Here is a 12,662-nt window from a genome sequence, read left to right on the forward strand (position 1 = left end):
GGCACGGCATGCGCAATCCGTTCGCGGGCCAGGGGCCCCGGTCCGGGCTCGGCCGGTCCGCGCTCGCCGTGCTCCTGGGCGCCCTGCCCGCGCTCGCGTTCCCCGCGCCGTCGCTGTGGTGGTGCGCGTACCTCGCCCTCGTCCCCTGGATGCTGCTGATCCGTACGGCGCCGAGCGCGCGCCGGGCCGGTCTGGACGGCTGGTGCGGCGGCATCGGCTTCATGCTGGGCGTGCACCAGTGGCTGCTGCCGAGCCTGCACGTCTTCCTGCTCGTCCTGGCCGCGCTCCTGGGCCTGTTGTGGCTGCCGTGGGGCTGGCTGGTCCGGGCGATGCTGGGCGGCGAGCCGTCCGGCGCGCGGGCCGCCGCCGCCCTGGTCGCCGTCCCCTCCGGCTGGCTCCTCGTCGAGCTGGTCCGTTCCTGGGAGGGCCTGGGCGGGCCGTGGGGGCTGCTCGGGGCCGCCCAGTGGCAGGTGCCGCCCGCGCTGCGGCTCGCCTCGCTCGGCGGGGTCTGGCTGGTGAGCCTGCTCGTGGTGGCGGTGAACACGGCCCTCACCCTGCTCATGGCGGTGCGGCCGGTGCGTCGTACCGCTCTCGTGGGGCTGGTGGGCTGCGCGCTCGTCCTGGGGCTGGCCTGGTGGGGCACGAGCCCGCCCCGCACCACCGGCACCGTGCGGATCGCGGTGGTCCAGCCGGGCGTGTTCGACGGGCCGGGCGGCGCGGACCGGCGCTTCGGCCGCGCCGAGGAGCTGACCAGGACGCTCGCCGGGCAGCGGCCGGACCTGGTCGTGTGGGGCGAGAGCAGCGTCGGCGCGGACCTGGGGGCCCGGCCGGACCTCACGGCCCGGCTCACCGCGCTGTCCCGGACCGTCGGCGCGCCGCTCCTGGTGAACGTGGACGCGCGCCGCTCCGACCGGCCGGGCATCTACAAGAGCGCGATCCTGATCGGTCCGGGCGGGCCGACGGGCGAGCGCTACGACAAGATGCGCCTCGTGCCCTTCGGCGAGTACGTCCCGGCGCGCGCCCTGCTCGGCTGGGCCACCTCCGTCGGCAAGGGGGCCGCGGGCGAGGACCGCAGACGGGGCACCCAGCCGGTCGTGATGCCCCTCCCCGCCCCGCGCGAGGGCGGCCGGCCGCTGCGGATCGGGCCGCTGGTCTGCTTCGAGTCCGCCTTCCCCGACATGAGCCGGCGCCTGGTCAGGGACGGCGCGGACGTGGTCGTCGTGCAGTCGGCGACCTCCACCTTCCAGGACACCTGGGCGCCCGCGCAGCACGCCTCGCTGGCGGCGCTGCGGGCCGCGGAGTCGGGGCGTCCGGTGGTGCACGCGACGCTCACCGGGATCAGCGCCGCGTACGCCCCCGACGGGCGGCGGACCGGCACCGGGCTCGGCACCGACCGCAGCGCCGCCGCGGTGTACACGCTCCCCCTCGCGGACACGGTCACGGTCTACGACCGCTTCGGCGACTGGCCGGTGTACGCCGCGATCCTGGTGATCGGCGCGCTGTGCGCGGCCGAGGGGGCACGGACGCTCAGGAGGCCTGGGCGAGGGACTCCCGTACCACCCGCTCGCAGAGCTCGTGGGTCAGCAGGGCGTCCCGTGCGCTGAGCAGCCGTCCTTCGCGCACGGAGTCGAGGAAGCCCAGGACCGCCTGCTCGATGCCGCGCTGGCGGGCCACCGGCACCCAGTCGCCGCGGCGGCGCACGGTCGGCTGCCCCTTGTGGTCGACGATCTCGGAGAGGTTGAGGACCTGGCGCTTGGAGTCCTGCCCGGACACCTCCAGGACCTCCTCGGTGGAGCCGTTCAGACGGTTCATCATGCCGATGGCGGTGAAGCCGTCGCCGGACAGCTGGAGCACGACGTGGTGCATGAGCCCGTCGCGGACGCGGGCGCGCACGTCGACGTGGTCGATCACGCCGGGCACCAGGAAGCGCAGGGTGTCGACGACGTGGATGAAGTCGTCGAGGACGAACGTGCGCGGGTCCTCGGGCAGTCCGATGCGGTTCTTCTGGAGCAGGATCAGCTCGCGCGGGTGCTCCACGCACTGGGCGTAGCCGGGGGCGAGCCTGCGGTTGAAGCCGACGGCGAGGCTGACGGCCTGCTTCTCGGCGAGCTCGACGAGCCGTTCGGAGTCGGCGTACTCGTAGGCGAGGGGCTTGTCGACGTACGTCGGCACCCCGGCTTCCAGGAGGCGGGTGACGAGCTCGGCGTGCACGGCGGTCGAGGCGTGCACGAAGGCGGCGTCGAGGCCGACGGAGAGGAGCGAGTCGAGGTCGGTGTGCCGGCGCTCGGCGGGCAGGTGGTAGCCGTCGGCGACCCGTTCGAGAGTGGCGGGGGTCCGGGTCTGCAGGTGGAGTTCGACCCCGGGAAGGGCGGACAGGACGGGCAGATAGGCCTTCTGCGCGATGTCGCCGAGTCCGATGCAGCCAACCTTCACGGGTGCTCCTTGTCGCTGTGTCGCTGTGTCGCTGTTGCGCTGTGTCGCTGTCGCGCTGTGTCGCTGTCGCGCTGTGTCGCTGTGCGCTCGTTCGCTTCCGTCCCCCGGAGGGCCGTACGCGCCGGTCAGCTTACGCGCGGCGGTACGGCGTCGACGGGCGGCCTCCAGTCCGCGATGCCGTCGAAGCCGCGCAGCACGAGTCCGGGGCCGAATCGGGAGACGGCGCTGACGGCCGTGTTCCGCAGGGCGACGGCGGGGCGGGCGGAGAGCAGCGCGAGTCGGCCGGTGCGGGCGGCCTTGCGGACCAGGGCGCTGGTGCGCGGCAGCCGGTCGGCGGTGTAGGCGGCGAGGGCGGTCGGCACGGGCAGGCCGTGTCCCGCGTGGTGGGCGAGGACGATCGCGTCCTCGATGGCCTGGTTGCCGCCCTGCCCGAGGGTGGGCTGCATGGCGTGGGCGGCGTCGCCGAGCAGTGCCGTCCGGCCTCGGTGGAACGCGGGCAGCGGGTCGATGAGGTGGTGGACGTCGTGGCGCAGGACGGCGGACTCGTCGGCGGCGGCCAGGACGGCGGGGACGGGGTGGTGCCAGTCGCCGAACAGGCGCTGGAGCGCGGCCCTCTCGCCGTCGGGCGCGTGGTCCCCGGCGGGTGCGGCGGCCATGGCGTACGCGTAGACCCGCCCGTCCTTGAGGGGCTGGCTGCCCCACAGGCGCCCGGGGCCCCAGGTCTCGTGCGGGGCGAAGGGTTCGGCGGGTGCGGGGATGACGACCCGCCAGGTGGTGAAGCCGGAGTAGCGGGGCCCGGGGTGGGCGGGGAAGAGGGTGCCGCGGACCGCGGAGCGGATGCCGTCGGCGGCGACGACGAGGTCGGCCTCGTGCGTGCCGTCCGGGGTGGCGACCAGGGCGGGGCGGTGGGCGCTGCCCGGGTCGGTGAGGACGGCGGCGGTTCCGGTGCGCACGGTGTCCGCGGGCAGGGCGGACAGGAGCAGGTCGACGAGGGTGGACCGGTGCAGCAGGACGAGCGGCCCGCCGAAGCGTGCGGCGGCGGCCCCGGCGTCGGTCCGGGCGAGCCAGCGGCCGTCCGGGCGGCGCATGCCGCCGTCGCCCTGCCAGGCGGCGAGGTCGCGGACCGGGTCGCCGAGGCCGATCACGTCGAGGGCGCGCAGGGCGTTGGGGGCGAGGCCGATCCCGGCGCCGACCGGGGCGAGGCCGGTGGCGCGCTCCAGGACGGTGACGTCCCAGCCGCGGGCGCGCAGGGCGACGGCGGCGGTGAGGCCCCCGATGCCCGCTCCGACGACGACTGCACGGTGCCGGTGCTGTTCCATGGCTCCCCCTCGGAGATCACCCCCGCGGCCCGGTGCAGGACCGGCCACGGGGACTACAGCTGTAGTGACGAGAAGAACGTACTACAGCCGTAGTCCCCGCGACAGCCCCTCGCCGCGCATTCACTACACACGTAGTTCCGGACTCCTCCGCGCGGTCGCTAAGTTGTCCCCATGACCGCCGCACGGACCCCCGACACCCCGCCCACCCGCGCCGACCGGATCGGCGACGCCGCCCTCGACCTGCTCGTCGAGCGCGGCATGCGCGGGCTCACCCACCGCGCCGTCGACGAGCGGGCCGGGCTCCCCCAGGGGTCCACCTCCAACCACGCGCGCACCCGCCAGGCCCTCCTGGAGACCGCCGTCCGCCGCCAGGTGCAGCGGGAGGCGGCGGTGCTCACCCCGGACGAGCTGCCCTCGGCAGACGCCGGGCCCGACGCGCTCGTGGAGGCGCTCGCACTCGCCCTGCACCGCTACCTCACCGACCACCGGGCGCTGCTCGTCTCCCGCTACGAGCTGGCCCTGGAGGCCACCCGCCGCCCCGAGCTGCGGACCTTCTTCGACACCGCGGGCTCGGTCTTCCACGCTCCGGTGACCGCGATGATGGCCGAGGCCGGCTCGCCCGCTCCCGAGCGGCACGCGCTGTCGCTCATCGCCTGGTGCGAGGGGCTGATGTTCTCCTGCGCGGCCGGCTCCTTCCACGCCGCCGTGCCCGGCCTGGCGGAACTCCGGACCGGCTTCGCCGAGTTGCTGCGCGGCCTGCTCGGCCGGTGAACGGCCCGCACGCTCGCACCGCGTGAAGGCCCCGCAAAGCACTGGCCCGCCGGACGATCATGGGCGACGATGCGGGGCATGACCACCGAACAGACCGAAACCGGCGCCCGTGTCGACCCCGACACCCTCACCGGCGAACGCGAGGCACTGGAGCAGTGGCTCGACTTCCATCGCGCGACCCTGGCGGCGAAGTGCGAGGGCCTCGACGACGCCCAGCTGCGCACCGCCTCCGCCCCGCCCTCGGACCTCAACCTGATGGGCCTGGTCCGCCACATGGCCGAGGTCGAGCGCGGCTGGTTCCGGCGCGTCCTGGCCGGCGAGCAGGAAGCCGACTGGATCTACACCACCAAGGCGGACCACGACGCCGACATCCACGTCACCGACGAGGACACCTGGGAGGAGGCCTACGCGACCTGGCAGGGCGAGATCGCCGTCGCCAGGGCCAACGCCGCCGGCCGCGGGCTCGACGAGCCGGGCAGCGGGACCCACCGCACCGGCAGGACCTTCAACCTGCGCTGGATCTACCTCCACATGATCGAGGAGTACGCGCGCCACAACGGCCACGCCGACCTCATCCGGGAGCGGATCGACGGCGCCACCGGGGACTGAGCCCCCGCCCGGACGACCCGGGTCAGCTCGCGTCGGGGTGATCACTCATGCGGGGCATTCCCCGCGAGTAGGGGTGTGAGGGACGCGGTCCGACCAGCAGAGTTGCGCGGGTGCATGGAACCAGAACCACAGTGAGGATCCTGGCCGGCGTCGCGATGGCCGCGCTCTCGGGCTGTGTCGCGGTGGAGGCGCCGCCCGCGGCTCCCGCGCCGGCCCCGAGTCCGGCGGACCAGCGGCCCGGCCAGGACGTCGCGCCGCAGATCGTCCAGGGCCCCGCCCGGGAGGCCCTGGAGGCGGCGATGCCCGACCCGACGCCGGAGCCCCGCGCGTCCGTCGCTCGGCAGCGCGGCACGGACGACGGGCGCGACGGGCGGGGCACCGACCCCGGCGGCACGTCCGGCTCCGCGCGGCACCACGCGAAGAGGCCACACCCGTCCACCGCGCCCGGGCAGCGGCACCGCCACCCGGACATCGACCTGCCCGGACTCCTCGACCCGCCGCGCTCCGCCGCCGAGCTCTGCGAGCTGGGCTCGCGGTACGGCGGCTGGAGCCCGGACAGCGAGCAGGCGAGGATCTGCCGTGGCACCTACGGGCGCTGACCCCGCAGCCGTACCTCCAGGCGCTCGATCGCGGCCCGCACCCCGTTGCCGTAACCGTCGTCGTCCAGGACCACGGAGGCGGCGCGGGCCCGGTCCAGGTGGACGCGGGCCGCGTCCGGGCGGGCCAGCTTCACGTAGTCGGCGGCCAGGTTGAGGTGGAGCGAGGGGTAGAGCGCGCGGAGCGCCACCGCCGAGCCGTGGCGGGCCAGCCGGTCCTCGTCGAGCCCCTCGGCGGCCGTCAGGGCCCGCAGGTCCCACGCCAGCTCGGTGTCGGGGTCGTCCTGCGCGTCGGCCATGTAGTGGGCGAGGGTGCAGCGGTGCAGCGGGTCGCCGTCCGGTCCGAGCTGCGCCCAGATCTCGACGAAGCGGTTGCGGGCCTCTTCCCTGTCCCCGCCGTGGAGGAGCATCATCGCCTGCCCGATCCTGGTCATGACGCCGTCGTCCGACACCTGCTGCCCGGTCACTGCGACCTCCACGCGCTGTCGATCCGGCCCCCGGTAGAACGGGCCGGATCCGACGCTAGCCGCAGCCGCACCGGATCCGGCCGAGGCTCAGCCGAGGTCGGGGATGCGCCAGTCGATCGGCTCGTGCCCCTGGGCGGCGACGGCCTCGTCGATCTGGGTGAAGGGGTGGGAGCCGAAGAACTTCTTCGCCGAGAGCGGCGAGGGGTGGGCGCCCTTCACCACCACGTGCCGCTCCTCGTCGATGAGCGGGAGCTTCTTCTGCGCGTAGTTGCCCCAGAGCACGAAGACCGCCGGGTCGGGCCGGGAGGCCACGGCCGTGATCACCGCGTCGGTGAACTTCTCCCAGCCCTTGCCCTTGTGCGAGTTCGCCTCGCCGGCGCGGACGGTGAGCACCGCGTTGAGCAGCAGGACGCCCTGCTCGGCCCACGGCATCAGATAGCCGTTGTCGGGGACCGGGTGCCCGAGCTCGGCCTGCATCTCCTTGTAGATGTTGCGCAGCGAGGGCGGGGTCTTCACGCCGGGACGGACGGAGAAGCAGAGCCCGTGGCCCTGACCCTCGCCGTGGTAGGGGTCCTGGCCGAGGACCAGGACCTTCACCTGGTCGAAGGGGGTCGCGGCGAGGGCCGCGAAGACCTCCTCGCGCGGCGGGTAGACCGGCCCGTTGGCCCGCTCCTCCTCGACGAACTCGGTGAGCTGCTTGAAGTACGGCTTCTGCAGCTCGTCGCCGAGGACGCCGCGCCAGGACTCGGGCAGCATGTCGGTGTCGGTCACGTCCACAACCTCCGGTGGGTGTTTCGCCTTTACGTACGAGAACCTACCGGGAGCCACTGACAACGCCGTCCGCCGTCCGCCCCCTCGGGGGCGGACGGCGGACGGCGGATCGGCGGGCTCGGACGGCTACCAGCTGGTGCGGCGGCTGAGCTCCCACAACTGCATGACGGTCTGCGGGTCGAGGGCCCGCTCGCCGCCGCCGATGTCCTCGCTGGCCGCGATGTACAGCTTGCCCTGCCACAGCGGGAGCAGCCGGACGTCCTGCACCATGATCTCCTGGGCCTGCGCGAACTCGTCCGTGACGGCCCCGCGGTCGCTCTCGCGCCGGGACTTCGGGATCAGCTCGTCGGTGATCTTCGGGCTGACGTACGGGGTGCCGAGGACGTTCTCCTTGCCCACGAAGGGGGCGACGAAGTTGTCCGGGTCCGGGAAGTCGGGGAACCAGCCGCGGCCGAAGACCGGGTACTGGCCCTTCTGGTAGCCCGCCTGGAACTCCTTCCACGGCTTGCCGTGGAGGGTGACCTCGAAGAGGCCGCTCTCCTCCAGCTGCCGCTTGAGTTCGGCGAACTCGACGGCGGTCGCGGAGCCGTACCGGTCGGTGGTGTACCAGAAGTCCAGCTTGACCGGCTTGGTGATGCCGGCGTTGCGCAGGATGGACTTCGCCTTGGACGCGTCGGGGCCACCGAAGCGGTCGTAGAACTTGGTGGTGTGGCCCGAGATGCCCTTGGGGACCATCGAGTACAGCGGCTCGGCCGTGCCCTGGTAGACCTTGTTCACCAGCTCGTCGCGGTCGACGAGCTGCGCGATGGCCTTGCGGACGGGCAGCCGGGCGACGGAGTCGTCACGGGTGTTGAAGACCAGGTAGCGGATGTCCGCGCCGGTGGACTCGACGAGCTGGAGCCCCTTGTTCTCCGGCTTGTCGGCCTGGAGCGCGACGACCTCCTCGGCGGTGAGGCCGCGGTAGGTGGCGTCGATCTCCTTCTTCTTCAGGGCCGCGACCATCGGCTCGGACTCCTTGAAGTACCGAATGGTCACGCCGCCGTTCTTGCGGTCGGCGAAGCCCTTGTAGCTGGGGTTGCCCGTCAGCTCGGCCTTCTGGCCCTCGGCGTACGAGTCGAGGACGTACGGGCCGGAGCCGACCAGCTTGCCGTCCTTGCGGAGCTTGTCCGCCGGGTACTCGGCCGGGTCGACGATGGACATGGCCGGGGTGGCGAGGATGAACGGGAAGGTCGCGTCCGACTTGTTCAGCCGGAAGACCACCGTGCGGTCGTCGGTCGCCTCGACCTTGTCGAGCGAGCCCAGCATGCCGTTGGGGCCGCCCTGGACGTCGATCGTGCGGATGCGCTCGATCGAGTACTGGACGGCCTGGGCGTCCAGCTTGTGCCCGTTCGAGAAGGTCAGACCGTCATGGAGGACGCACTCGAAGACCCGGCTCGAGCTCCCCTCCTTGAACTTGCAGTCCGCCGCGTCCGACTGCGGACTGGTGCTGCCGGTCGGGAAACTCACGAGCGTCTGGAAGACATTCCGGAAAAGCTCCCAGGAATTGTCCCAGGCGGCCGCCGGATCAAGCGTGGACGGAGAACTCGTCGTACCGACGACGATTCTCTGATCCCCTGCGGATTCACCGTCCGAAAACACACTGCATCCGGACAGGAGGGATATGGACGCAAGGGCTGCAGCGGCCTGCAGACTGGTCCGGTTGAACACGTGCACGCTCCTCGTTCAGCCTGGGGTCGGCCGACGATACCGCAGCGCCCCGCCAGGTCAATGTTCGACCCTGGCGGGGCACTTGAGGCATTCAGCACATAACCGGGGCCAAACCGGTCATGAATTCAGGAAAGTGTCCGGATATCGGTCACCCGACACCGGCGTTCAGGAAAAGACCGCCGTCGACGACGAGCGTCTGGCCGGTGATCCAGTCCGACTGGGCCGAAGTGAGGAAGGCCGCCGCGCCGCCGATGTCCTGCGGCTCGCCGAGCCGGCCGAGGAGGTACGGGGCGGCCGCCTCGGCCTCCCGCCCCTCGTACAGCGCCGCGGCGAACTTCGTCTTCACGACGGCCGGGGCGATGGCGTTGACCCGGACCGAGGGCGCGAACTCGTGCGCCAGCTGGAGGGTCAGGTTGATCATGGCCGCCTTGCTCATCCCGTACGCGCCGATGAACGGCGACGGGGCGAGGCCGGCGATCGAGGCGATGTTCACGATCGCCCCGCCGTGCTCCTTCTGCCACGCCCGGTAGGTCTGCTGGGCGAATCCGAGGGCCGACACCACGTTGGTCTCGAAGACCTTGCGGGCCACGTTCAGGTCCAGCTCGGCGATCGGCCCGAAGACCGGGTTGGTGCCGGCGTTGTTGACCAGGAAGTCCACCCGGCCGAAGGCCTCCATGGTGGCGGCGACCGCAGCGGCCTGGTGGGCCTCGTCGTGCGCCTTGCCGGGCACGGCGATCACCCGGTCGGCGCCGAGCCGCTCCACGGCCTCCTTGAGGGCCTCCTCGCCCCGTCCGGTGATGCAGACCCGGTCGCCGCGGGCGACCAGGGCCTCGGCGACGCCGTAGCCGATGCCCCGGCTCGCGCCGGTGACCAGGGCGACCTTGCCCGAGAGCTCGGGCAGTTCCTGCGCGCTCATCGCGTTCTCCTCCCGCTCCCGTGCGTCAGTTGAGCGGGCCGCCGGCCACGTACATGACCTGGCCGGAGACGAAACCGGCGTCGTCGCCCGTGAAGAAGGCGATGGCGTTGGCGACGTCCTCGGGGCGGCCGACCCGCTGGACCGGGATCATCGAGGCGGCCGCGGCCTGGAACTCCTCGAAGCCCATGCCGACCCGCTCGGCGGTCTGCGCGGTCATCTCGGTGACGATGAAGCCGGGGGCGACGGCGTTGGCGGTGACGCCGAACTTGCCGAGCTCCTTGGCGAGGGTCTTCGTCAGGCCCTGCAGACCGGCCTTGACGGCGGAGTAGTTGGCCTGGCCGCGGTTGCCGAGCGCCGAGGAGGAGGAGAGCGAGACGATCCGGCCGAAGCCCGCGTCCACCATGTGCTTCTGGCAGGCCTTGGCCATCAGGAACGCGCCCTTGAGGTGCACGTTCATCACGAGGTCCCAGTCCGACTCGGACATCTTGAAGAGCAGGTTGTCGCGGAGCACGCCCGCGTTGTTGACGAGGATCGTCGGCGCACCGAGCTCGGCGGCGACGCGCGCGACGGCGGCCTCCACCTGGGCGCTGTCGGAGACGTCACAGCCGACGGCGAGCGCGGTGCCGCCCGCGGCGGTGATCTTCTCGACGGTGTCCTTGCAGGCCGCCTCGTCGAGGTCGAGTACGGCGACGGCACGGCCCTCGGCGGCGAGCCGGACGGCGGTTGCGGCTCCGATGCCGCGAGCCGCACCGGTGACGACGGCTACGCGCTGCTCGGTGGTGGACATGCTTGGTTCTCCTCGCCCTTGGATCATCCCTGGATACGGTCCGTACCGGCGGCCGCCCGCTCTCCCGCACATGAGCGACCGCTTAGTATCGTCCGCAGACGAGACGCTAGAAGCCCTGGCACCCGGTGTCAACGGCCCACCGGGTGCACCGGCTCACTCGCGCGGGAGCTTCGCACGAGACCCGTTCGAGCACCGTTCGAGCTCGCCGCGCGACGGATGCGCCCTAGCGGACCAGCAGGTCGAGCAGGCGTTCCACCTCGGCCTCGGGGTCGGTCGTGAGACCGGTGTGCACCGGCCCCGGCTGGACCACCGTCGAGCGGGGCGCGATCAGCCAGCGGAAGCGCCGCCCGGCGTCGTCCCCGGCGGCCTGGCCCGCGTCGGCTCCGCCGAGGCAGACGCCCTCGACCGCGCGCAGCGCGGCGCGTACGCCGGCGACGTCGGCGGCCGGGTCGAGCACGGTCAGCTTCGCCGTGTCCAGGTGGGTGCGGGCGGCCACGAAGGAGCGGGCCCGGCAGTAGACGACCACACCGGCGTTGAAGCACTCGCCGCGCTCCACCCGGGGCACGACGCGCAGCAGTGCGTACTCGAAGACATCGCGATCGGTCACGTGGTGCTGTCCTTCTGGGTGGGGCGCGGGGCGAGGCGTTCGGCGAGCCAGCCGGGGGCCTGCTGGGGCCGCCGCTCGGTGCGGGGGCCGAGGGTGATGCGCTCGTGGATCGTCGCGGCCCGCGGCAGCAGCGCCGCCACGTAGGCGGCCCGCAGCTCGTCGGTGCTCGCGAAGCCGGGCTCGTCGACCAGCCACTCGTCGGGCACGTCGGCGGCGACCTCGTCGAGCAGTTCGCGGGTCACCAGGGGCGCCAGCTCGGCCGCCGCGGCCGCGACGTCGGGCCCGAAGGGGGCCAGGGCGTGGTCCGAGGCGTCGTAGGGCTTGGCGGCGGAGGCCTGGGCCCCGGGCCAGTTGTGGTGCCAGATCATGGTGGCGCCGTGGTCGATGAGCCACAGGTCGCCGTGCCAGACCAGCATGTTGGGGTTCCGCCAGGACCGGTCGACGTTGTTGATCACGGCGTCGAACCAGACGACCTTGCCGGCCTCCTTCGGATCCACCTCGTAGGCGAGCGGATCGAAGCCGAGCGAGCCGGGCAGGAAGTCCATGCCGAGGTTGAGTCCGCCGCTCGCCTTGAGCAGCTCCTGCACCTCCTGGTCGGGCTCGGAGAGCCCGATGACCGGGTCGAGCTGGATGGCGACCAGCTCCGGCACCCGCAGCCCGAGCCGCCGGGCGAGCTGCCCGCAGATCACTTCGGCGACCAGGGTCTTGCGGCCCTGCCCGGCGCCGGTGAATTTCATGACGTACGTGCCGAGGTCGTCCGCCTCGACGATCCCGGGGAGCGAGCCGCCCTCACGCAAGGGCGTGACATAGCGCGTCGCGGTCACCTCTGTAAGCATGTTCCGAGGCTGTCCAATCGTTTCAGGAGCCCTTGGGGGCTCCGCCCTCAGCCTAGGTCGTGTCCGGAAGGCGGCGCCGTCAGCCCGGGGAGCCGGGCGGGGCGTTCCCGGACACGGCCCGACGTGCGCCCCTGGCCCCCGCGTTAAGGTGCGGGGTGCTCCTGCGAACCCCTCCCGCCACGCCCGCGCTCGCCGACGCCGTCCTGCTCGGCCACGAGGAGGACGGGCGCCGCTGGCCCCTGCTGGTGTGGGCGCCCGGGCCCGGCACCCGGATGGTGTCGAGCGCCGTCCTCGGCGGCGGCATCGGCGCCCGCGACTGGGTGGTCAACGCCCAGGTGCCCCCGGGGTACGCGCGCCGCGACCCCGTCGCCCACCTGGGATCCCTGGCCGCGCGGGCCGGGCTCGGCGGCGCCGGCGTGGGCCTGATGACGGCCGCTGCCGTCGACGACCGCCGGTTCGCCGCGGACGGCGGCGCCGAGGCCGTCGTGACGGCGGGCATAGGGGTACGGGGGTGGGCGGCCGCCCCGGAGACCGGCGCCTTGGGCGCGCCGCGCCCCGGCACCATCAACATCATCGTGTCGCTCCCGGTGCCGCTCACCGACGCGGCACTGGTCAACGCCGTCGCGACAGCCACCGAGGCGAAGGTCCAGGCCCTGGTGGAGCTGGGCGCCGACGCCTCCGGAACGCCGACGGACGCGGTCTGCGTCGCCTGCCCCGCCGCCGGGCCCGGGGCGTCGGCCGAGCCGTTCGCCGGTCCCCGCTCCCTCTGGGGCGCGCGCCTGGCCCGCGCGGTGCACCGGGCGACCCGGGAGGCCTGCGCGGGCCTGCTGTGAGGGGGCTCCG

The 12,662-nt window shown here is 73.2% G+C and carries 14 protein-coding genes; 5 read left to right on the plus strand and 9 right to left on the minus strand.

What is annotated here, in order from left to right:
- Window positions 1-8: 8 nt before the first annotated feature.
- Window positions 9-1,604: an apolipoprotein N-acyltransferase gene (gene lnt, locus OG309_RS06085; protein ID WP_329418775.1), complete on the plus strand. Its 1,596-nt coding sequence runs from the start codon at window positions 9-11 to the stop codon at window positions 1,602-1,604.
- Here lnt and OG309_RS06090 read toward each other — a convergent pair.
- Window positions 1,528-2,433 (minus strand): Gfo/Idh/MocA family protein, encoded by a 906-nt coding sequence (locus OG309_RS06090; RefSeq protein WP_329418776.1) that lies wholly within the window; start codon window positions 2,431-2,433, stop codon window positions 1,528-1,530. The genes lnt and OG309_RS06090 overlap by 77 nt on opposite strands.
- Before the next feature lie 125 nt (window positions 2,434-2,558).
- A complete protein-coding gene (locus OG309_RS06095; RefSeq protein WP_329418778.1) occupies window positions 2,559-3,752 on the minus strand; it encodes an FAD-dependent monooxygenase in 1,194 nt (397 codons plus the stop codon).
- 171 nt (window positions 3,753-3,923) lie between these two features.
- Here OG309_RS06095 and OG309_RS06100 point away from each other — a divergent pair, with 171 nt between their 5' ends.
- The 3 genes from OG309_RS06100 to OG309_RS06110 all read left to right on the plus strand — a co-directional run bounded on the left by OG309_RS06100 (window position 3,924) and on the right by OG309_RS06110 (window position 5,731).
- Complete coding sequence (locus tag OG309_RS06100) at window positions 3,924-4,523, plus strand: TetR/AcrR family transcriptional regulator (RefSeq protein ID WP_329418780.1); 600 nt, start codon at window positions 3,924-3,926, stop codon at window positions 4,521-4,523.
- Window positions 4,524-4,601: 78 nt separating this feature from the next.
- The gene (locus tag OG309_RS06105) at window positions 4,602-5,132 is read left to right on the plus strand and encodes a DinB family protein (protein WP_329418781.1); all 531 of its coding nucleotides are present in this window, start codon (window positions 4,602-4,604) and stop codon (window positions 5,130-5,132) included.
- A gap of 110 nt (window positions 5,133-5,242) precedes the next feature.
- Window positions 5,243-5,731, plus strand: a complete 489-nt coding sequence (locus OG309_RS06110) for a hypothetical protein (protein WP_329418783.1) — start codon at window positions 5,243-5,245, stop codon at window positions 5,729-5,731.
- Here the strand turns inward: OG309_RS06110 and OG309_RS06115 are convergent.
- The 7 genes from OG309_RS06115 to OG309_RS06145 all read right to left on the minus strand — a co-directional run bounded on the left by OG309_RS06115 (window position 5,719) and on the right by OG309_RS06145 (window position 11,819).
- Entirely contained in the window at window positions 5,719-6,162 is a 444-nt protein-coding gene (locus OG309_RS06115; protein WP_329428174.1) for a hypothetical protein, read from the minus strand. The two genes, OG309_RS06110 and OG309_RS06115, sit on opposite strands and share 13 nt — an antisense overlap.
- A 120-nt stretch (window positions 6,163-6,282) precedes the next feature.
- On the minus strand, window positions 6,283-6,966 hold the full coding sequence (gene ung, locus OG309_RS06120; RefSeq protein ID WP_329418785.1) for a uracil-DNA glycosylase: 684 nt from the start codon (window positions 6,964-6,966) through the stop codon (window positions 6,283-6,285).
- A gap of 126 nt (window positions 6,967-7,092) precedes the next feature.
- On the minus strand, window positions 7,093-8,673 hold the full coding sequence (locus OG309_RS06125) for an ABC transporter substrate-binding protein (RefSeq protein WP_329418787.1): 1,581 nt from the start codon (window positions 8,671-8,673) through the stop codon (window positions 7,093-7,095).
- Between the two features lie 148 nt (window positions 8,674-8,821).
- The gene (locus tag OG309_RS06130) at window positions 8,822-9,589 is read right to left on the minus strand and encodes an SDR family oxidoreductase (protein ID WP_329418788.1); all 768 of its coding nucleotides are present in this window, start codon (window positions 9,587-9,589) and stop codon (window positions 8,822-8,824) included.
- A gap of 25 nt (window positions 9,590-9,614) precedes the next feature.
- Complete coding sequence (fabG, locus tag OG309_RS06135) at window positions 9,615-10,376, minus strand: 3-oxoacyl-ACP reductase FabG (protein WP_329418790.1); 762 nt, start codon at window positions 10,374-10,376, stop codon at window positions 9,615-9,617.
- Between the two features lie 223 nt (window positions 10,377-10,599).
- A complete protein-coding gene (locus OG309_RS06140; protein ID WP_329418791.1) occupies window positions 10,600-10,983 on the minus strand; it encodes a DUF3037 domain-containing protein in 384 nt (127 codons plus the stop codon).
- Window positions 10,980-11,819: a HipA family kinase gene (locus tag OG309_RS06145; RefSeq protein ID WP_329418793.1), complete on the minus strand. Its 840-nt coding sequence runs from the start codon at window positions 11,817-11,819 to the stop codon at window positions 10,980-10,982. The genes OG309_RS06140 and OG309_RS06145 overlap by 4 nt, the downstream gene beginning before the upstream one ends.
- 161 nt (window positions 11,820-11,980) lie before the next feature.
- Here OG309_RS06145 and OG309_RS06150 point away from each other — a divergent pair, with 161 nt between their 5' ends.
- The gene (locus tag OG309_RS06150) at window positions 11,981-12,652 is read left to right on the plus strand and encodes an adenosylcobinamide amidohydrolase (protein WP_329428176.1); all 672 of its coding nucleotides are present in this window, start codon (window positions 11,981-11,983) and stop codon (window positions 12,650-12,652) included.
- Window positions 12,653-12,662 lie beyond the last annotated feature (10 nt).

Origin of the sequence: Streptomyces sp. NBC_01268 (genome assembly GCF_036240795.1) — a bacterium.
Lineage (GTDB): Bacteria > Actinomycetota > Actinomycetes > Streptomycetales > Streptomycetaceae > Streptomyces.